Genomic DNA, 17,520 nt, shown 5'->3' with positions numbered 1-17,520 from the left:
GCAGGGCCCGGGACAGGAGGTCTGGCATGAACATGAAACCTGGCATCGTCCTGGCATTGCTGCTGGTCGCGCCGCTGGCATCGGCACAGGTCTACAAGTGCAAGGGTGCGTCCGGTGAAACCACCTATTCACAGCATCCGTGCGGTGCCGGCGCAGAACCGATGAAGCTGCGCTCCAACCGCGCCGCAGCGGAATCGGCTGGCGAGCTTGCCAACCGCACCGCGGTCTATCGCACTGCCGAATTGAATGACGCCGGCATTGTCGAGCGCAACTGCCTGCAGAGCGAGCAGTCGCGCATCTACGGCCCGCTGGAATCGCGCAGCCAGGCGGTCAATCAGCAGGTGGCCGATCTGAACCGGCAGCTGGCTGCAGCGAGCAGCAATCTCGCCGGTGCCACCAGCGAATCCGGCATCCGTGCGCAGATTTCCAGTCTGCAGCAGTCGTTGAGTTCTGAACGGACCTCGGCCGACAGCCAGATGACGACAGCCCGCGAGCGCTGCTCGAGTGCGCGTCGCGACCGCGAAAAGGAGGTTCGCGAGAAGTACTCCAACGCGCCCGCGTCTTCTTCCTGATTGCAGCTGTCATGCAGTCAGCGGCAAAGGATCGTCAGCACGGAAATTGCGCGCCACCGGCGTGGTGGTGCCCACATAGTGCCGGAACAGGTAGATCAACGGTGCCCAGCGCTGCACGTCGATGTGCTGGGTTCCGGCAACGGTGATCGCCTCGTGCGCATGCACCCGGCAGATCCGTCCTTCGACGATCATGAAGCCCTGATCCTGCGTTCCGCTGGGCCGATGCGAGGCGAGCAGCGTGACCTCCACCTGCAGCGGGCATTCGGCAATCGCGGGCGGTGCCACCTGCACCGAATCGACGCGGCTGAAGCCGCCCAGTGCGAACTTGTCAGGCACGTGCACGTAACCCATGGAACGCTTCGATTCCGGCACCGGGGTGCGAGCGGTGGCGCGGGCAATGGCTTCAACCTGCGCCGCCTGCGTGGCATCTGCGAAGTTCAGTACGCATTCGCCGCGTGCCAGAAGGTTGCTGCAGCCTTGGCCCTGTTCGCCGATACCGAGCACCACGCGGTCGCCCAGCGCCCAGAATGATGAAAGCGGACTGATGTTCGCACTGCCGTCTTCATTCAACGTGGTCATCAGCACTACCGGTGTTCCCGGGTAGAGCACGGAGGGGGTGATGCAGCGGCGCTGGAAGTCTTCCGGTGGCATGCCTGGGCTCGTGGGGTGCGGGCGATGACTGTGCACTGTGCAGGGGAGAGCATGCTTCGATCCGGGTCGAACGATGCGCGGAAAGCGGCATGCCACAATGCGGCCATGGTCCAGACGTCCCGCTCCTTCATCCATGTCGGCACGCTGGTCGGTGACCATGCACGCGCGGCCATGCTGTTGACGTTGATGGATGGCCGGGCGCACACGGCGTCCGAGCTGGCCGGCGTGGCTGGCATCTCGCCGCAGACGGCAAGCAGTCATCTACGGCGGTTGCTCGACGGCGGCATCCTGGCCGTGGAGGTGCAGGGACGCCACCGCTATCACCGGATTGCCTCGACCGAGGTCGCCGACATGCTGGAAGGCATCCTGCGTTTCAGCGATCAACGGCCACCGCTTTCTCCACGAACCGTACGGTTTGATGCCGGCTTCCGCCGGGCGCGCACCTGCTACCGGCACCTGGCGGGCGAATACGCCGTTGCCATCTGTGACCACCTGCTGACCATCGGGGCGATTACCGCGGCGGCAGACCACTGGCAGATGACGGCTCATGGCGCTGACGTCCTGCGCGCGGTGGGGCAGCCGCTGGAAGAATTGATCGCGCGATCGCCACAGGTGACGCCCGCGCGATACTGCCGCGGCTGCCTGGACTGCACCGAGCGGCGCCCGCACATGGCCGGCATGGTGGGTGAAGCACTGCTGGAGAGTTTCCTGCAGAACCACTGGCTGCGTCGCCTCGCGGGGCGGCGCGACCTGCAGGTCACACCTGCCGGGCAGGAGGCATTACGCAGGCTGTTTGACGTACGCGCGTGAAGCCCGCCGCGCGCCGCCGGCAGTCTCAGCCGGCCACGACATTGCGACGGGGTATGGTCGGAGTCCTGGTCTTCGGGAGCAGCAATGGCAGGCAAGGACATGAGGGGCCGCATGCACGATGCGGCTGGTCGGCAATGAGCAGGTCAACCGCAGATGTGCGCTGGCTTACATTCCGGCTGAAGAACGGGCAGTCCATCGGCCCCGATCAACTGAAGGATGGCTGGGTCGTCGCCTCGGAGAGCCGTCATTGCGATGTGCGCCGGGAGAGTATCGAGGGCGCTGGCGTGGTCTATGCCCTGTATGGCCCGCCGGATCTTCCGTCTCCGCGCCGCGCCGAACTGCGTATGCGCGACTTCCTCATGCGCTCCGGCTATACCTTCACCATGGGTACGCTCGGCCACTGATGCGGTCGGCTGCTCAGAAGGGAGCCGCGGCTGCCTTCAACGCCTCGACCACCTGTGAATCCGTAAAGCCGCAGTGCCCCTCGCCCACCGCAGGCAGTACGCGCGGCAATGGCGTGGCGCCAGCGCGCTCGGCCAGTTGCGGATACACCGTCTGCATGTGCGGCACGATGCTCGGGTCGTTGTTGTTGAACTGGATCACCAGCGGTCGCTTGACCGCGCCGGTCAACGCCAGCTTTTCGCGCACGTATCGCTGTGCCGGCGCAACAGGTGCCAGCCGCTGCACGCCCGCGTTGAACGCCTTGTCGTCACCGAATCCGCGGTAGACGGTCGTAACGTTGCCGACCGGCATGCCGCCGGCGCGCGTGGCCAGTTCGTGCAGGATCATCGCGTGCAGGCTGATCGTGCCCGGCAATGCCTCCACGCTTACCTGCAGCCGTGCAGCCAGTTGCGCAGCCACGGCCGGCCGGGTCTGAAGCGCGGCAGCGATGCCTTGATAGAGCTCCATCTGCGGCAGTGCCGCAGCTTCCGCCGATGCCAGGCCCTGCCGGGGCAATCCCTTCGCCCCGGGGAAGAAATAGTCGAACGCCACCAGGGTGGTCAGCAGGTCGTTGGCCAGTTGTTCGCCGGGCAGGTTGGCCCCGCACAGCGACACGCCACCGGCGTAGTGCCGTGGCAGGCGTTCGAGGGTGGCGATGGCCACGGCACCGCCCATCGAAAAGCCGACAATCCAGGTGCGACGCACGTCCTTCAATTCGGACAGGGCGTGCGCGCGCAGGCGTTCCATGTCCACGATCGCATCTGCCACCGCCCAGCCCTGGCTGGCATAGGCGCTCTGCGCCACGGCATAGCCCGCTGCAAGCAGGCTGGCGGTGCTGTCGTTGGCCGGCATCGGTGATGGCTGCGGCACGCCCACTGGTTCATAGCCATGCGCCAGCATTACCAGTTCGCCGTTCCAGCCGGCGGGCACGTCCAGGCGCCAGCGCGCGCCCTGCAGCTCGCCGCTGGAGGTGCGTGGCGGGGCGGGCGGCGCGGCGGCCTGCGACACGTGCGGCAGCAGCAGGATCAGTGCCAGGACCAGCCGGTGGAAGGTTCGCATCATGGTCTTTGCCCTGGCCGGTGCGGTCTGCGCGGAAGGTGCCGCCTGTATAGCGCTGCCCCTGCACGGTGGCTAGCCCCTGACGCAATGCAATCGAATTCGATACGATCTGCCGTATATTCTCCATTCAATTTGATCTGGAGTCCCACCATGGTCGATCGCCTCGCCATCCTGCTCGAACGCTTCGCGGTCACCGCCTCGGTGTTCCATGCCGGCGCGCTGTGCGGCATCAACAGCCAGGAGGCCGAAGGCGACGCCGGCCAGCTGCACCTGGTGCGGCGCGGTCCGTTGCAGGTCAGTCATGGCACGCAGACGGTGCAGGTCGACGTTCCCAGCCTGCTGCTGTATCCGCGTCCGCTGCCACACCGCTTCCACACCGATCCACAGCATGGCGCGGACATGGCCTGCGCCAATCTCCATTTCGAGGGCGGCAGGCTCAACCCGATCAGTGCCGCGCTGCCCGATTTCATCTGCCTGCCGTTGGCCGAACTGCATGGCGGCCATGCCGCCCTGGAGCTGCTGTTCGAGGAGGCATTCGAGCAGCGCTGCGGTCGCACGGTGATGGTCAACCGCCTGTTCGAGGTGGTGATGATCCAGGTGCTGCGGCAGTTGATGGAGGGGGGCGAGATGCGCGGCGGCCTGTTCGCCGGGCTTGGCCATCCACGGCTGCGGTTGGCGCTGGTGGCCATGCACGAGGCCCCCGCCCAGGCCTGGACACTGGAAGATCTGGCCGACGTTGCAGGCATGTCGCGCAGCGTGTTCGCCGCCAGTTTCCGCGAGGCCATGGGTACCACGCCCGGGCAGTATCTGCAGGGCTGGCGGGTAGGCCTGGCGCAGCAGGCGTTGCGGCAGGGGCGACCGTTGAAACGGATCGCCGACGAGGTTGGCTATGGCAGCGAGGCCGCGTTGTCGCGGGCGTTCAAGGCACACACCGGGCAATCGCCACGGCAGTGGCGCGGACAGGCGCGCGCTGCTGCCGGCTGACTGTTACCCCAGCGCGAGCCGGGTCAGCTTCATGCCGGCGAACAGCCCGGCCAGGCCCAGGGCTACCGAGCCGCCGGCGTACAGTGCGGCCAGGCCATGCTGGCCCCGCTGCAGCAGCAGGCCGGTTTCCAGCGAGAAGGTGGAGAACGTGGTGTAGCCACCAAGAATGCCGGTGGCCAGCAGCAGGCGCAGTTGCGGCGACGCGCCATTGCGCAGCGCAAACGCCTCCACCACCACGCCCATCAGCATGGCGCCACTGATGTTGACCAGGAACGTCGACCAGGGCCAGGAGCTGCCGATGGCGACGCGGGCGCCGATCAGATTGCAGGCATGGCGCAGGCAGGCGCCGACACCGCCGCCCAGGAATACCAGCACATAGTTGTTGAACGTCTGCATTGCTTGCCTCGAGTGCGTGTTCGCAGGTTCGACGGCGGACGCAATGGCGGGCACGGCCTGCCATCGACGAACGCCGGGTTCGTCTCAGCAGGAGCCATCAGCCATCTCAGGCGGTTATCGGGGGAGCCCCATCCCCATCGATGGCCATGCTACCAGCCCGCGATGGGTCAGGGCAGGGCAGTCATCACCACGCGTGCGACCTTGCCGCGGCTGACGCCCTCCATCAGCAGGTCATGGGCCATCAATCCCAGCGTGGCTTCGCGACGGTAGCCCACCTCCAGGCCGCGCTCGTCAAGGATGTGGGCGACCAGCTCATAGGCTGCTTGCCAGACATCCAGATGGGCTTCGCTGGGCATGTGCATGTAGGCCGTGCCGCGCTCGCCGACTCCCCGTCCCAGCGGGCCGAACAGCAGCTCGCGAGGGTCCAGCTTCACCGCATCGGCAATGCGGAACAGCTGTTCGGCTTTCACGTGGTTGGCCTTGACGTGGTCGTTGAGCCAGTTGCTGACCGTTGCCGTCGTCGTTTCGGCGGCACGCGCCAGGTCGGCCGGGCGTGCATGCCCGGCGTCCTTCATGGCGACCGCGAGTCGTTGTCCAAGAGTATTCATCTATGCAAGCCAGCTTAACGCGTGGAAGCGAAAGAGGCCTTGGCGCAAGAATAAGTTTGATGATGAAAGGGATCGAAAATGGACGAATTCTGGAGCAAGCGGCAGGTCCGCACGCGGCTGGGCTTTTCCACCGACGCAGAGCTCGCCAGGTTGTTTGGAATCAGCAGATCCGCTGTCTCGCAGTGGCCCAGGGGCTTTCCCATCCCGCCGCTCAGGCGCTACATCCTGCAGCAGCGATACCCTGCGTTGTTCCCGATGGATGACGACTCGCACGACGAAACCGCATGAGATGCGTCGATGGTTGTCGCAGACAAGCCGCCAAGATCGATTTGCTAAGTATGCTTAGCAACATAGACAGAATCGATCGACGTGTGCCCAGCGATGGTCCGATCTGTGATGGATACCTTGGTTCGCCGGCTGGCTTTGTCGACATCGGCACGGACGTTTCTGATCCCGGTCGCTACGGCCTTTCATGAACGATTAATAATTTCAATCGCGAAAGTCGCGGCCTGTAATTGACGTGTCGTGAAATCTATGACTAATTGGCATCAACCGGCTGTGAAGGCCGGGAGTCTTTCAGTAGCTCGCAAGTGAATCGGTCGACCGTCAACGATGCAGAACAAGTCCAACGGAGGTCGTATGGAATACGGCATGCATGGCTTGGCTGAACGGGTACGCCGCGAACTGGAAGCCAGTTATCACAAACACGGATGCGGTCCGGCGTTCTGGGATACCTACCAGCAGGTGCTTGATCGTCTGGTTCCCCAGGGGACCGGGCGTACCGATGTCACCAATGAAATGGCGCTGATCATCGAACAACTGGGCATCGTCCGTCGCGCCCAGCTGGTACCGCCACGCCCGGGCGAGCCGGGCTGATCAGAGCAGGCGCCAAGCGCCGCACACCAGCAGCGCCAGCAGCAACGATGCCAGGGCCGTGGTGCGGGGGCGCCACCACCGGCGCGGCTGGCCTGCCATCACCTGCGGACTGCAGTAGCGCACCAGGCTGGGACCGAAACCGGCCTGATGCTGCTGCTGCGCGCACGCGTCCAGGCAGGCACCGCAGGCCAGGCAGTCGGCCTGTGGGCCATGGCGGATATCCAGCTGCATCGGGCACGCGCGTACGCAGGCCATGCAATCGAGGCAGTCACCCAGCCGATCCGCGCTGAAGGTGGGCATCGGTCCGGCCAGCAGCGGATGCGCGGCGCGGAAGACATAGTCCTGCGCGGTGGTCGCGTCGAGCAGGCCGCGGCCGCGGCCGAGCACGCCGCCCAATGCCGGCGGGCGGGCGCCGCGCGGCTCGCCGCGGCGTGGGTCATACAACATGCGCGGGGTGTGCGGGTCGGTCAGCAACGGCTGCATGCGCGCGAACGGGCAAAGTGATCGGCACACCTGCTCGCGCAGGAACCCGGCATTGCCCCACGTGGCGCCGGCATAGAACAGCACCCAGAAGGTCTCCCAGCCACTCCATGCGCCATCCAACGCGCCGGTGACCAGTTCGCGGATCGGGCTGAACAGCCCGACGAACGTGATCCCGGTCCACAGCGACAGCAGCAACCAGGCCAACTGGGTGGCCGGCCGCGCCAGCTTCGCTGGCAGCATGCGGGCCAATGCCTGCGCGATTCCGTCGAACGCTCGTGTCCACAGCGTCTGCGGGCAGGCATGTCCGCACCACACGCGACCGGCCAAGTGGGTGAGCAGGGCCAGACCCACCGCCATCACCGCCAGCAGCCCCAGCAACACACCGATGTCATCCGGCCACAGGGTCCAGGCGAACAGGTCGAAGCGGCGCGCGTTGAGGTCCAGCAGCAGGGCCTGCCGTCCATCCCACTGCAGCCACGGCAGCGCATGGAACAGGACCAGCAACGCAAGGCCCAGGGTGCGGCGCCAACGCCATGCGCGCAGGGGCGAGGATGCGGTGATGCTCATCCCAGTGGCAGCTCCTCATCCTCTTCGTTCGGCATCGGCCGCAGCAGGTAGCCGGTCACCGCGCTGGAAAGTGCGGTGACCGCCCAGAACATGAAGAAACCTGCGGTGTAGCCCAGCTCACGGCTGATGGCCGTACCCGGGAAGCTGATCGCCTGCAGCCGCAGTGGATCGACGAAGGCGAAGAACACCACGCAGGCCAGGCCGGCGGCGATGAAGCTGGGCCACAGGACTGCACCCCAATGCTGGATACGCCGCTGGCGGCTGGAAGTCGGTGTGTTCATGCGGGTTCGGGTTGAAGAAGAGGGCGGCGCGTATACTTCGCCGTGGTTGGCGCAGCATCCGCAGGGCATGCTTCCTGCAAGCGTGCCAGCCTAGGTGCGCCGCAGTGCGCTGACATTGATCTGGATCAACAGCGGTGGTGGCGGCATGCGGCACACTGCCGATCCGCACTTGGTGCCCTGATGAACGCAACGCCCACGACTGCCCTTCCCATTGCTTCGCCAGAGTTGTGCAGCGAGGAGGAAGTGACCCGGTTGGTCCACGATTTCTATGCGCGCGTGCGTGAAGAGGAGCGTCTGGGGCCGGTATTCGAAGGGCATGTGCGCGACTGGCCGGAACACCTGGCCCAGCTCGTCGATTTCTGGTCGGCGATGCTGCGCGGGACCCGCAGGTTCAAGGGCTCGCCGATGTCCAAGCACATGGCGATCGATCTGGAAAAGGATCTGTTCGACCGCTGGCTGGTGCTGTTCCACATCACCACGGCCGAATGCAACAACCCGCCCATGCAGGCACTGGCCGACGATGTGGCCGCCCGCATCGCCGACACCTTCTGGCGCCGCTACCAGATGCTGCGCTGGCCGCAGGTCATGCTGCCGGTGCTGGGCGTGCCCACCAAGGATTGATCTGGGTCAAGGCGTACCGCCAGGATTGGGGCGATGCTGGCGCCATGGACACGTTCTCTCCCGCTGCCGGTGGCCTGGCCTGGACCTTCGATCCCGATCTGCTGCGACGGCATGACCGTCCCGGCCCACGCTACACCTCCTATCCCACCGCGCCGCACTTCCATGACGGCTTCGATGCACCCGCGCTGCGCCAGGCGATCGCCGACAGCAACCCGTTGGCGCGCGCGCTGTCGTTGTATGTCCACGTTCCATTCTGCTCCAGCCCCTGCTTCTACTGTGGCTGCAACCGGGTGATCACCCGCGATCGCGGGCGTGGGCACAGTTACGTGTCACGCGTGCTGGCCGAGGCGGACCTTTTGGCACCGCAGTTCGCCGATGGTCGTGAAGTGATCCAGCTGCACCTTGGCGGTGGTACGCCGAATTTCCTCGATGCCGATGCGATGACCGCGCTCGTCGAGGGCCTGCGCCGCCGCTTCGATTTCAGCGGTTCGCCGCAGCGTGATTTTTCCATCGAACTGGACCCGCGTTTCATCGACACCAGCGACGTAGCGATGCTGGCCCGGCTGGGCTTCAACCGCGCCAGCCTGGGCGTGCAGGATTTCGACCCGCAGGTGCAGGAATCGATCAACCGGGTGCAGGGCGTACGGCAGACGCTGGATATCCTGCGTGCGTGCCGCGACAGCGGCATGCGTTCGGTCAACGTCGATCTGATCTACGGCCTGCCAGGGCAGAGTCTGCAGGGCTTCGGCCGCACCCTGGAACTTGTGCTGGCGCTGCGTCCGGATCGACTGGCGGTGTATGGCTATGCGCATCTTCCGCACCTGTTCCGCGCGCAGCGGCAGATCGACGAAAGCCGGATGCCTTCGCCGGAAGACAAGCTGGCGCTGCTGGGCCTGGCGGTGGAGCGCCTGTCCGCAGCCGGCTACCAGTACATCGGCATGGACCACTTCGCATTGCCGGAAGAAGATCTGTCGCGTGCCCAGCGCGCCGGCCAGCTGCATCGCAACTTCATGGGCTACACCACCCACGCCGACACCGATCTGCTCGGCCTTGGCGTAAGTGCGATCAGTCACATCGGTGCCACCTACAGCCAGAATCCGCGTGACCTGCCGTCGTGGGAGAGCGCGGTGGACCAGGGACAGCTGCCGGTCTGGCGCGGCGTCGCACTCAGTGCCGACGACCAGCTGCGCGCCGAGCTGATCCAGCAGTTGATGTGCCAGGGTGAGGTGGATGGAATGTCACTGGCCCAGCGCCACGGCATTGATTTCGAGACCTACTTCGCCGAAGACCTGCAGGCCGTGCAACGCCTGCAACACGATGGCCTGGCCGAGTACCGCGATGGCGTGGTGCGTGCCAGCGAGCCGGGGCGGCCGTTGCTGCGTCTGCTGGCGATGTGCTTCGATCCCTATCTGCGCGCTGCGCAGGAGCAGCCGCGTTATTCGCGTGCGATCTGAGCGCAGGTCTCAGCGCTTTCCGACGCCGCGTTCGGGGTGGCGAGCGGCCATGCCACCACTGGAGGTGGTGCTCCAGTTGCCGCTCAGATCGCGCACGCTGGTGGAGTAGGAGCCGTCGCTGTACTCGGTGCGCCACCTGCCGCTCAGGTCACGCTTGCTGACCGAGTAGCTGCCGTCACTGTACTGGGTGCGGATGTTGCCGCTCAGGTCAGTGCTGCTGTTGGAGTAGCTGCCATCGCTGTGGGTGGTGCGCTTGCGGCCACTCAGGTCGGTGGTGGTGGTTGAACGGCTGCCGTTGCTGTGCTCGGCGATCACCCGGCCGGACAGGTCGCGCTTGATGCGGCTGGCCGATCCGTCGCTGTTGCGGATATCCAGGCTTCCGTCGAGGTTGCGGTGGCTGTCCGAACGGCTCTGCGCCGATGCCGGTGCAGCAGCCTGGGCGAGCAGCGTGACCAGCGCCAGCGATGATGCGATCCCTATCCACCTCATGGCTGATCTCCTTATGCGTCGTTCGGCGGCCGGTATGGCGCGTTCGATTCTGCCATGCCGGCCTGAAGGCGTCCTGATCGGGGAGAGGGCAGCCGAATGGCCGCATTCCCTCCGGCGGGCTGCTGTGCAACCAGCGATGTGCGGACGTGGTGCGGGGGCGTCGATGCTTGATTGGGTGGTGCCCGGAGCCGGAATCGAACCGGCATGGGGTTGCCCCCGGCGGATTTTAAGTCCGATGCGTCTACCAGTTTCGCCATCCGGGCCTGCAGCGCGCGCCGATTGTAACGGAATCGCCGCCACTGCCGCCGGCTAACGCGGCTTTTACGCAACCGGGCGCGGCGCTGGGTACAGTCCGCCAACGTACCCGGGGATGGCGATATGCGTGCACGTGGCAGGCGATGGATCGGATGCAGTGCCGTGCTGGGGCTGATGCTGGCGATAGGCGCGGCCGCCGCGCAGCAGGCACCAGCGCCCACTGGCCCGGTGGTGGACATGGACACGGTGCAGGTGACCGGCGAACAGCCCGGCCCCGGCCTCTGGAAGGTCACCGCTCCGCAGGGGCACGTGCTGTGGATCCTGGGCACGGTCTCACCGTTGCCAAGCGGTGTGCAATGGCGCTCTGACGAAGTCGAACGGACCATTGCCGGCGTCGACCATGTGCTGGGCGATCCGGGTTTCGCCCTCGATGCGAAGATCGGTGTGTTCAAGGGCCTGACCCTGCTGCCACTGGCATTGAAGACCGCGCGCGATCCGCAGGGGCGCACGCTTGACCAGATCCTGCCGCCGGCAACGCACGCGCGCTGGCTCGGCCTGAAACAGACCTACCTGGGCAATGACCGTGGCGTGGAAAAGGACCGTCCGCTGGTGGCCTCCGGCCGCTTGTACCAGGCCTTCCTCAAGCGCAACGGCCTGCGCGATGGCAAGCAGGTCAAGGAAGCACTCGGGCGCGCGTACAAGGCGCACGATCTGAAGCCGGAAGACGTGCAGGTCAAGCTGAAGGTCGACGACATCCGTGGCACGTTGAAGGAGCTGCAGGCCACCGAAGTCGATGACCGCGCGTGTTTCGAACGCACGCTCGACACGGTGGAATTCCAGGCACCGGTGCTGCGCGAGCGCGCCAACGCCTGGGCGCTGGGGGATGTCGCGGCACTGCGTCGGCTGTCGGGCTCGTCGATGGCCCAGACCTGCCGCGAACTGCTGCAGGATTCGGCCTTCGTGCGCCGGCGCGGCTGGAGCGATATGCCGCAGCAGGTACGCACGCGCTGGCTGCAGGGCGTGGATGCCGCGCTGAGCCGTCACCCAGGCACCTTCGCGACGGTGCCGGTCAGCCTGCTGCTGGGCGAGGGCTATCTGGATGCGCTGGTGCAACGCGGCTACCAGGTCGAGTCGCCGCCGGAATAACCAACGCTTGAAGTCCTCGTGCTTCCTGTCATATTCCTCTGCACTCAGGAGGGGAGTGATGGACATGCCGTTGCATGCGTACGCCTATGTCAGCACGGCCAGGGAGGGACTGGACGTGCCCGAGCTCGATGCATTGCTGGCCGATGCGACCGCGTTCAACCGCATGGCCGGGGTGACCGGGGCGTTGATGTTCGATGGCAGCCGTTTCCTGCAGTACATCGAAGGCCCACGGGATGGGCTGGCTTCGGTGCACGCGCGGATCGGCAACGCGCGTCGCCACGGCAGCATCATCCAACTTGCCGCAGGCCCGATCCCGAGCCGCTGGTTCCCGCGCTGGACGATGGCCAACCGGCACGTGGATGCGGCGACGCTGGACAGCATCGTGGCGGCCCCGTGGCATGGTTTCAGCCTGGAGCAGGAGCCTCCGGAGCATGGCTTCTGCCTGTTGTTGCGGGCCTGGACGGGGCGGCACGGCGAACTCGAGCCGGCTGCCGTCAGCCTCGGATCCTGATCCGGGCGTGGTCTGGCGCCGCTGCCGCGGTTAACCTTGTCGGCACGTTTGCCTGCTCCCGGATCCTCGCATGACCCAGTGGACACCGTTGCCACCTGTTGGACACCGCGCATGAGTGCGCCGATCGGCGCAGCACAGAGCCCGTCCCCGGCCATCATCGGCCTGGGATATGTCGGGCTGCCACTGGCGGTGGCTTTCGGCCGCCAGCTGCCCACCCTGGGATACGATATCGATTCCGCACGCATCGCCGAACTTGCCGGCGGGCAGGACCACACGCTGGAGATGGAACCGGATGAACTGGCCAGCGCGTCGCTGCTGCGCTACAGCAGCGATCCGGCACAGCTCGACACCTGCAACGTCTACATCGTCACCGTGCCCACGCCGATCGATGCCTACGAGCAGCCTGATCTGGAGCCTTTGCGCTCGGCGACGCGACTGATCGCCAGCCATCTGCGCGCCGGTGACCTGGTGATCTACGAATCCACTGTTTACCCGGGCACCACCGAAGAAGTCTGCGTGCCGCTGCTGGAACAGGGCTCGGGCCTGCGCTTCAACGAGGATTTCTACTGCGGCTACAGTCCCGAGCGGGTCAGCCCGGGTGACCGCCAACGGCGCCTGGCCGACATCCGCAAGATCACCTCCGGTTCAACGCCGGACGTGGCTGCGGTGGTCGATGGCCTGTACCAGCGGATCATCACCGCCGGCACGTTCCCGGTGCCGTCGATGCGGGTCGCCGAAGCGGCCAAGGTGGTGGAGAACATCCAGCGCGACGTCAACATCGCGCTGGTCAACGAGTTGGCGCTGATCTTTGATCGGCTTGGCATCGACACCCAGGATGTGCTCGACGCCGCAGGCAGCAAATGGAACTTCCTGCCGTTCCGGCCGGGGCTGGTGGGAGGCCACTGCATCGGCGTGGACCCGTACTACCTGCTGCACAAGTCCGAAAGCATGGGCTACCACCCCGACCTCATCCACACCGCCCGGCAGGTCAACAACCGGGTGGGGGAACATGTGGCCAAACGGGTGCTGGCGATGCTGGCCGAACGTGGCCGCATGCCAGCGCACTCGCGCATTCTGGTGCTGGGCGTGACCTTCAAGGAGGACTGCCCGGACCTGCGCAACAGCCGCGCGCTGGAACTGGCCCAGCGGCTGGCCGGCAGCGGCGCGCAGGTGGACGTCAGCGATCCGTGGGTGGGGCCGGCTGCCATGGCGGACGAAGGCGTGAACTGGCTGGCCGAGCCGGTGCCCGGCAGCTACGACGCGGTGGTGCTGGCGGTGGCGCATGAGAGCTTCAAGGCGATGGACGATGCCCATATCCGCAGCCTGTTGGCGCCCGGTGGGCTGGTCTATGACGTGAAGTCCGCCTGGCCGCGCAGCGTGGTCGACGATCGCCTGTAGGTGCTTGCGCGGTAGACTCGGGGCAGTTGCAACCGAGGAACGCCATGCACCGGTATATCGTCTACCTGCTCGCCATCGTGATGTTTCCGATCTGCCTGTGGCTGGCCACGATCTGGCCGGCCTGGTACTGGGGCGTCGGCATTACAGCTGCGATGGTGGCGCTGGGGACCTGGGACCTGCTGCAGAAGCGCAGCACCCTGCGCCGCAACTATCCGGTGATGGCGCACTTCCGTTATGGCCTGGAATCGATCGGCCCGGAGATCCGCCAGTACTTCGTGCAGAGCGACCTGGAGGATGTGCCGTTCTCGCGGCAGCAGCGTGCGCTGATCTACCAGCGCGCCAAGAACCAGATGGACACGGTGCCCTTCGGTACCCTGCGCAGCACGTATGCGGTGGACTACGAATGGATCAACCATTCGCTGGCGCCCACCACTATCGCCAAGCATGATTTCCGCGTGCTGATCGGCGCGAACTGCGCCAAACCCTATTCGGCGAGCGTGTTCAACATCTCGGCGATGAGTTTCGGCTCGCTGTCGGCCAATGCGATCCGTGCACTGAACGAAGGCGCGCGCCGGGGTGGTTTCTACCACGACACCGGCGAAGGTTCGATTTCGCCGTATCACCGGGAGATGGGCGGCGACCTGGTGTGGGAGATCGGCTCGGGCTACTTCGGGTGCCGTGACGAGAAGGGCGGCTTCAGCGAGGAACGCTTCGTTGCCAATGCCAACCACGATCAGGTGAAGATGATCGAGATCAAGCTGTCGCAGGGCGCCAAGCCCGGCCATGGCGGGGTGCTGCCGGCGCCGAAGGTCACCGCCGAGATCTCGGTGACGCGTGGCGTGCCGATGGGCGTGGACTGCGTGTCGCCATCGCGCCATTCGGCCTTCTCCACGCCGGTTGAACTGCTGCAGTTCGTCGCCCGCCTGCGCGAACTGTCCGGTGGCAAGCCGGTTGGTTTCAAGCTGGCCATCGGCCACCCGTGGGAATGGTTCGGCATTGCCAAGGCGATGCACGAGACCGGTCTGCTGCCTGATTTCATCGTCGTCGATGGCGCCGAAGGCGGTACCGGCGCGGCACCGGCCGAGTTCGTCGATCACGTGGGGGTGCCGATGCACGAAGCATTGCTGCTGGTGCACAACACCCTGGTCGGCCTGGACCTGCGCGAGCACATCCGTATTGGTGCTGCAGGCAAGATCACCAGCGCGTTCGATATCGCCCGCACCATTGCCATGGGTGCCGACTGGTGCAATGCAGGGCGCGGCTTCATGTTCGCGCTGGGCTGCATCCAGTCGCTCAGCTGCCATACCGACAAGTGCCCGACCGGCATCGCGACCCAGGATCCGGCCCGCTGGAAGCATCTGGATGCACCGGACAAGGCCACGCGCGTGTACAGCTTCCACGAGCACACCCTGCACGCGCTGAAGGAGTTGCTGTGCGCGGCGGGCTTGAACGATCCGGCCGAGCTCGGCCCGGAACACATTCTGCGCCGGGTGTCACCGGTCGAGATCCGTTCGCTGGCCTCGCTGTATCGTTACCTGGAACCGGGCGAGCTGTTGCACAAGGTGCCCGACCACGCGGTGTTCCATTCGTTCTGGGCGGACGCACGCAGCGATTCGTTCCAGCCGCCACCGAAGATCCAGGCGCTGCGGGCCAGCAAGTCGCGGTGACCCGCGTTGCAGGGCATGAAAAGCAGAGGCATACGGAGGCTGCATGCAGTTCAGGACGGGTACCGACGATGATGTGGGCACACTGTGGGCCCTGCGAACGCGCTGCGTACGTGAGCTGTGCAGCAGCCACTATCCGCCGGAGGTGATTGCACCCTGGTCGGCATCGCCGCCGCCGGTGCAGTATTCGCGGCTGCTGGGGCAGGGCGGCTGCGTCGTGGCCGAGGATGACCGGGGCAATGTGCTGGGGTTCGGTGTGTTCGATGCCGAGGGCAACGAGATCGATGCGCTGTTCGTCGATCCGGATCGGGGCGGGCAGGGTATCGGCCAGGCGCTGATGCAGCGGTTGCTGGCCCTGGCCGACCCGACGCGGGAGGTGGTGCTGTCGGCCTCGCTCAACGCCGTGCCGTTCTACCAGCGGCAGGGCTTCGTCGCCGAGCGCGAGGAACTGTATCCGCATCCCAGTGGCGTGGCATTGGCGTCGGTGAAGATGCGCCGGCCGGCGTGAAATTTCCGGCGCTATCGCGCGTTGATCAACGCGTGGCCAACCACGCGTTCACGCCCTCTGCCGCACGCAGTCCGCTGGCATAGCACGCCGTCAACAGGTAACCCCCGGTCGGCGCTTCCCAGTCCAGCATCTCTCCGGCGCAGAACACGCCGGGCAAGGCACGCAGCATCAGGCCCTCGTCCAGCGCGTCCAGGCGCACGCCGCCGGCCGTGCTGATCACCTCGGCCATCGGCCGCGGGCGCAGCAGGCGCAGTGGCAGGCGCTTCAATGTGGCGATCACCGCGGCCAGATCGTTGCCGGCATCCTTGCCCAGTGTTTCGAACACCAGTGCGGTCTTCACTGCGTCCAGTCCAGCCCGGCGACGCAGGTGCTCGCCGAAGCTTCGTCCCTTGCGCGGCTGCGAAAGGTCGGCCAGCAGCCGTGCCTCGTCGCGGCCCGGAACCAGGTCCAGCCACAGAGTGGCATGGCCGTCGCGGTTGAGGGTTTCGCGCAGGTCGGCCGACAGGGCGTAGATCAGGCTGCCTTCGATACCGTACTCGCTGGCCACGCACTCCCCTTGCAGGGCGCGGGGCTCACCGTCGAGGCCATGCCAATGTGCGACGACCGGCTTCAGGGGTGCACCCGCATGGCGTTGCGCGAAGAACGGCGTCCATGCAACGTCGAATCCGCAGTTGGCCGATTGCAGCGGCGCGATGTCCACGGCGCGGGCCTGCAACGCCGGAACCCATGCGCCGTCACTGCCGAGCTGCGGCCAGCTTCCGCCGCCCAGTGCCAGTACGGTCGCATCGGCACGCACCTCCAGTTCGCCGTTGTCGGTGGCAAAACGCAGAGCGCCGTCGTCGCTCCAGCCCAGCCAGCGATGGTTGACGTGCAGGCGCGCGCCCTGTTCCTTCAGCCGGCGGACCCAGCCGCGCAGCAACGGTGCCGCCTTGCGGTCGACCGGGAACACCCGGCCGGAACTGCCGACGTAGGTCTCCACGCCGAAGCCAGCGGCCCAGTCGCGCAGCGCCTGCGCGTCGAAACCATCCAGCCAGCGGCCGACGCGGGTGGCCTGCTCGCGGTAGCGGCTGTCGAACAGTGGGCGCGGGTCGGAATGGGTGAGGTTGAGCCCACCCTTGCCGGCGATCAGGAATTTGCGGCCCGGCGAGCCCTTGGCCTCGTACAGATCGACATCCAGGCCTGCCGCGCGCAGCCGCTCGGCGGCAAACAACCCGGCCGGGCCGCCGCCGATGACGGCGATGCGGCGCGGCGGGCGGACGTCACTGTTGGACATTGAGCAGCTCGACGTCGAACACCAGCGACGAACCTGCCGGAATCGGGCCGACCTGGCGGTCGCCATAGCCGAATTCGGGCGGAATCATCAGCGTGCGCTTGCCGCCGACCTTCATGCCGGCGACGCCTTCATCCCATCCGCGGATGACCTGGCCTGCGCCCAGTGTGAAGGTGAACGGCTCGCCGCGCTCGACCGAACTGTCGAAGGTCTTGCCGTGCTTGTTGTCGGCGCGCTCGTCGTAGATCCAGCCGGTGTAATGCACGCTGACCTTCTGGCCCGGCACGGCCTCGGCACCGCTGCCCGGCTGGGTGTCGATGCGCTCGAACGTGGCAATGGTGCCTCCCGGCGGCGGACCGGAGGGCTCCGACGAGCAACCAACGGCGGCGAGGGACAGCAGCAGGGGAAGCAGCAGGCGGCGCATCAGGCGTCTCCAGGGGCGATGAGTCGAGGGCGGCAAGGTTAGCGCATCGGCG

The 17,520-nt window shown here is 66.2% G+C and carries 22 protein-coding genes, 1 tRNA gene and 1 riboswitch; of the genes, 13 read left to right on the top strand and 10 right to left on the bottom strand.

The annotated features are described in order from the left end of the window. Nucleotides 1–26 precede the first annotated feature (26 nt). Nucleotides 27–572 carry a DUF4124 domain-containing protein gene (locus K5K93_RS05150; RefSeq protein ID WP_261311931.1) on the top strand — a complete coding sequence of 182 codons (546 nt, stop codon included), beginning with the start codon at nt 27–29 and terminating at the stop codon, nt 570–572. Between the two features lie 9 nt (nt 573–581). Here the strand turns inward: K5K93_RS05150 and K5K93_RS05145 are convergent, their stop codons facing one another. After that, nucleotides 582–1,223: a flavin reductase gene (locus tag K5K93_RS05145; protein ID WP_314819829.1), complete on the bottom strand. Its 642-nt coding sequence runs from the start codon at nt 1,221–1,223 to the stop codon at nt 582–584. Nucleotides 1,224–1,394: 171 nt separating this feature from the next. Here K5K93_RS05145 and K5K93_RS05140 point away from each other — a divergent pair, with 171 nt between their 5' ends. Both K5K93_RS05140 and K5K93_RS05135 read left to right on the top strand, forming a co-directional pair. Next, nucleotides 1,395–2,033, top strand: a complete 639-nt coding sequence (locus tag K5K93_RS05140; protein ID WP_261311930.1) for a helix-turn-helix domain-containing protein — start codon at nt 1,395–1,397, stop codon at nt 2,031–2,033. Between the two features lie 134 nt (nt 2,034–2,167). Continuing rightward, nucleotides 2,168–2,437, top strand: a complete 270-nt coding sequence (locus K5K93_RS05135; protein WP_025875177.1) for a hypothetical protein — start codon at nt 2,168–2,170, stop codon at nt 2,435–2,437. A 13-nt stretch (nt 2,438–2,450) separates the two neighbouring features. On the opposite strand, the gene K5K93_RS05130 is transcribed toward K5K93_RS05135, so the two are convergent. After that, nucleotides 2,451–3,533 (bottom strand): alpha/beta hydrolase, encoded by a 1,083-nt coding sequence (locus K5K93_RS05130; RefSeq protein ID WP_222390980.1) that lies wholly within the window; start codon nt 3,531–3,533, stop codon nt 2,451–2,453. A gap of 150 nt (nt 3,534–3,683) precedes the next feature. Between K5K93_RS05130 and K5K93_RS05125 the strand changes: the two genes are divergently transcribed. Next, a complete protein-coding gene (locus tag K5K93_RS05125) occupies nt 3,684–4,517 on the top strand; it encodes an AraC family transcriptional regulator (RefSeq protein ID WP_222390016.1) in 834 nt (277 codons plus the stop codon). A gap of 3 nt (nt 4,518–4,520) precedes the next feature. Here the strand turns inward: K5K93_RS05125 and crcB are convergent, their stop codons facing one another. Both crcB and K5K93_RS05115 read right to left on the bottom strand, forming a co-directional pair. Then, nucleotides 4,521–4,913, bottom strand: a complete 393-nt coding sequence (gene crcB, locus K5K93_RS05120) for a fluoride efflux transporter CrcB (RefSeq protein WP_222390015.1) — start codon at nt 4,911–4,913, stop codon at nt 4,521–4,523. Nucleotides 4,914–4,994: 81 nt separating this feature from the next. Beyond that, nucleotides 4,995–5,058: riboswitch (Fluoride riboswitch) on the bottom strand. Nucleotides 5,059–5,080: 22 nt separating this feature from the next. Beyond that, entirely contained in the window at nt 5,081–5,521 is a 441-nt protein-coding gene (locus K5K93_RS05115) for a helix-turn-helix domain-containing protein (protein ID WP_223485056.1), read from the bottom strand. Between the two features lie 78 nt (nt 5,522–5,599). Between K5K93_RS05115 and K5K93_RS05110 the strand changes: the two genes are divergently transcribed. Together K5K93_RS05110 and K5K93_RS05105 are read left to right on the top strand one after the other, a co-directional pair. Beyond that, entirely contained in the window at nt 5,600–5,809 is a 210-nt protein-coding gene (locus K5K93_RS05110) for a transcriptional regulator (RefSeq protein WP_025875167.1), read from the top strand. A gap of 351 nt (nt 5,810–6,160) precedes the next feature. Further along, nucleotides 6,161–6,397 carry a hypothetical protein gene (locus K5K93_RS05105; RefSeq protein WP_093817858.1) on the top strand — a complete coding sequence of 79 codons (237 nt, stop codon included), beginning with the start codon at nt 6,161–6,163 and terminating at the stop codon, nt 6,395–6,397. On the opposite strand, the gene K5K93_RS05100 is transcribed toward K5K93_RS05105, so the two are convergent. Together K5K93_RS05100 and K5K93_RS05095 are read right to left on the bottom strand one after the other, a co-directional pair. Next, entirely contained in the window at nt 6,398–7,447 is a 1,050-nt protein-coding gene (locus tag K5K93_RS05100) for a 4Fe-4S dicluster domain-containing protein (protein WP_222390014.1), read from the bottom strand. Next, nucleotides 7,444–7,728 (bottom strand): hypothetical protein, encoded by a 285-nt coding sequence (locus K5K93_RS05095; protein WP_032976492.1) that lies wholly within the window; start codon nt 7,726–7,728, stop codon nt 7,444–7,446. Before K5K93_RS05095 ends, K5K93_RS05100 begins: the two co-directional genes overlap by 4 nt. Before the next feature lie 180 nt (nt 7,729–7,908). Between K5K93_RS05095 and K5K93_RS05090 the strand changes: the two genes are divergently transcribed. After that, complete coding sequence (locus K5K93_RS05090) at nt 7,909–8,349, top strand: group III truncated hemoglobin (RefSeq protein ID WP_032976493.1); 441 nt, start codon at nt 7,909–7,911, stop codon at nt 8,347–8,349. A 44-nt stretch (nt 8,350–8,393) separates the two neighbouring features. Then, a complete protein-coding gene (gene hemN / locus K5K93_RS05085) occupies nt 8,394–9,803 on the top strand; it encodes an oxygen-independent coproporphyrinogen III oxidase (RefSeq protein WP_222390013.1) in 1,410 nt (469 codons plus the stop codon). 9 nt (nt 9,804–9,812) lie between these two features. Here hemN and K5K93_RS05080 read toward each other — a convergent pair whose 3' ends face one another. Together K5K93_RS05080 and K5K93_RS05075 are read right to left on the bottom strand one after the other, a co-directional pair. After that, nucleotides 9,813–10,292, bottom strand: coding sequence for a hypothetical protein (locus tag K5K93_RS05080; protein WP_222390012.1), 480 nt, complete (start codon nt 10,290–10,292; stop codon nt 9,813–9,815). Nucleotides 10,293–10,468: 176 nt separating this feature from the next. Then, nucleotides 10,469–10,555, bottom strand: a tRNA-Leu gene (locus K5K93_RS05075). 154 nt (nt 10,556–10,709) lie between these two features. On the opposite strand from K5K93_RS05075, the gene K5K93_RS05070 reads away from it, so the two are divergent. The 5 genes from K5K93_RS05070 (at nt 10,710) to K5K93_RS05050 (ending at nt 15,774) form a co-directional block, all read left to right on the top strand. Further along, nucleotides 10,710–11,693 (top strand): TraB/GumN family protein, encoded by a 984-nt coding sequence (locus K5K93_RS05070; RefSeq protein ID WP_222390011.1) that lies wholly within the window; start codon nt 10,710–10,712, stop codon nt 11,691–11,693. A gap of 58 nt (nt 11,694–11,751) precedes the next feature. After that, nucleotides 11,752–12,204, top strand: coding sequence for a BLUF domain-containing protein (locus K5K93_RS05065; protein WP_261311929.1), 453 nt, complete (start codon nt 11,752–11,754; stop codon nt 12,202–12,204). 111 nt (nt 12,205–12,315) lie between these two features. Next, nucleotides 12,316–13,602 carry a nucleotide sugar dehydrogenase gene (locus tag K5K93_RS05060; protein WP_222390010.1) on the top strand — a complete coding sequence of 429 codons (1,287 nt, stop codon included), beginning with the start codon at nt 12,316–12,318 and terminating at the stop codon, nt 13,600–13,602. A gap of 44 nt (nt 13,603–13,646) precedes the next feature. Continuing rightward, nucleotides 13,647–15,269 carry an FMN-binding glutamate synthase family protein gene (locus K5K93_RS05055; protein WP_222390009.1) on the top strand — a complete coding sequence of 541 codons (1,623 nt, stop codon included), beginning with the start codon at nt 13,647–13,649 and terminating at the stop codon, nt 15,267–15,269. A gap of 43 nt (nt 15,270–15,312) precedes the next feature. After that, complete coding sequence (locus tag K5K93_RS05050; protein ID WP_222390007.1) at nt 15,313–15,774, top strand: GNAT family N-acetyltransferase; 462 nt, start codon at nt 15,313–15,315, stop codon at nt 15,772–15,774. Between the two features lie 25 nt (nt 15,775–15,799). Here K5K93_RS05050 and K5K93_RS05045 read toward each other — a convergent pair whose 3' ends face one another. After that, nucleotides 15,800–17,047: a TIGR03862 family flavoprotein gene (locus tag K5K93_RS05045; protein ID WP_222390005.1), complete on the bottom strand. Its 1,248-nt coding sequence runs from the start codon at nt 17,045–17,047 to the stop codon at nt 15,800–15,802. Beyond that, nucleotides 17,034–17,468: an FKBP-type peptidyl-prolyl cis-trans isomerase gene (locus tag K5K93_RS05040; protein ID WP_025878883.1), complete on the bottom strand. Its 435-nt coding sequence runs from the start codon at nt 17,466–17,468 to the stop codon at nt 17,034–17,036. The genes K5K93_RS05045 and K5K93_RS05040 overlap by 14 nt, the downstream gene beginning before the upstream one ends. Nucleotides 17,469–17,520: the final 52 nt, after the last annotated feature.

The sequence above is a fragment of the Stenotrophomonas sp. DR822 genome (assembly GCF_019793815.1).
GTDB classification, from domain to species: Bacteria; Pseudomonadota; Gammaproteobacteria; order Xanthomonadales; family Xanthomonadaceae; genus Stenotrophomonas; species Stenotrophomonas indicatrix.
Note: the sequence above shows the minus strand (reverse complement) of the source record. Positions and strands in the feature narration are given on the sequence as shown.

Excerpts from the sequence above, each read along its gene's own strand:
- K5K93_RS05045 (WP_222390005.1), bottom strand. The coding sequence starts at position 17,047 with ATGTCCAACAGTGACGTCCGCCCGCCGCGCCGCATCGCCGTCATCGGC.
- K5K93_RS05065 (WP_261311929.1), top strand. The coding sequence starts at position 11,752 with ATGGACATGCCGTTGCATGCGTACGCCTATGTCAGCACGGCCAGGGAG.
- K5K93_RS05125 (WP_222390016.1), top strand. The coding sequence starts at position 3,684 with ATGGTCGATCGCCTCGCCATCCTGCTCGAACGCTTCGCGGTCACCGCC.
- K5K93_RS05105 (WP_093817858.1), top strand. The coding sequence starts at position 6,161 with ATGGAATACGGCATGCATGGCTTGGCTGAACGGGTACGCCGCGAACTG.
- K5K93_RS05115 (WP_223485056.1), bottom strand. The coding sequence starts at position 5,521 with ATGAATACTCTTGGACAACGACTCGCGGTCGCCATGAAGGACGCCGGG.
- K5K93_RS05080 (WP_222390012.1), bottom strand. The coding sequence starts at position 10,292 with ATGAGGTGGATAGGGATCGCATCATCGCTGGCGCTGGTCACGCTGCTC.
- hemN (WP_222390013.1), top strand. The coding sequence starts at position 8,394 with ATGGACACGTTCTCTCCCGCTGCCGGTGGCCTGGCCTGGACCTTCGAT.
- crcB (WP_222390015.1), bottom strand. The coding sequence starts at position 4,913 with ATGCAGACGTTCAACAACTATGTGCTGGTATTCCTGGGCGGCGGTGTC.
- K5K93_RS05060 (WP_222390010.1), top strand. The coding sequence starts at position 12,316 with ATGAGTGCGCCGATCGGCGCAGCACAGAGCCCGTCCCCGGCCATCATC.
- K5K93_RS05140 (WP_261311930.1), top strand. The coding sequence starts at position 1,395 with ATGCTGTTGACGTTGATGGATGGCCGGGCGCACACGGCGTCCGAGCTG.
- K5K93_RS05100 (WP_222390014.1), bottom strand. The coding sequence starts at position 7,447 with ATGAGCATCACCGCATCCTCGCCCCTGCGCGCATGGCGTTGGCGCCGC.
- K5K93_RS05110 (WP_025875167.1), top strand. The coding sequence starts at position 5,600 with ATGGACGAATTCTGGAGCAAGCGGCAGGTCCGCACGCGGCTGGGCTTT.
- K5K93_RS05040 (WP_025878883.1), bottom strand. The coding sequence starts at position 17,468 with ATGCGCCGCCTGCTGCTTCCCCTGCTGCTGTCCCTCGCCGCCGTTGGT.
- K5K93_RS05055 (WP_222390009.1), top strand. The coding sequence starts at position 13,647 with ATGCACCGGTATATCGTCTACCTGCTCGCCATCGTGATGTTTCCGATC.
- K5K93_RS05130 (WP_222390980.1), bottom strand. The coding sequence starts at position 3,533 with ATGCGAACCTTCCACCGGCTGGTCCTGGCACTGATCCTGCTGCTGCCG.
- K5K93_RS05090 (WP_032976493.1), top strand. The coding sequence starts at position 7,909 with ATGAACGCAACGCCCACGACTGCCCTTCCCATTGCTTCGCCAGAGTTG.
- K5K93_RS05050 (WP_222390007.1), top strand. The coding sequence starts at position 15,313 with ATGCAGTTCAGGACGGGTACCGACGATGATGTGGGCACACTGTGGGCC.
- K5K93_RS05145 (WP_314819829.1), bottom strand. The coding sequence starts at position 1,223 with ATGCCACCGGAAGACTTCCAGCGCCGCTGCATCACCCCCTCCGTGCTC.
- K5K93_RS05135 (WP_025875177.1), top strand. The coding sequence starts at position 2,168 with ATGAGCAGGTCAACCGCAGATGTGCGCTGGCTTACATTCCGGCTGAAG.
- K5K93_RS05150 (WP_261311931.1), top strand. The coding sequence starts at position 27 with ATGAACATGAAACCTGGCATCGTCCTGGCATTGCTGCTGGTCGCGCCG.
- K5K93_RS05095 (WP_032976492.1), bottom strand. The coding sequence starts at position 7,728 with ATGAACACACCGACTTCCAGCCGCCAGCGGCGTATCCAGCATTGGGGT.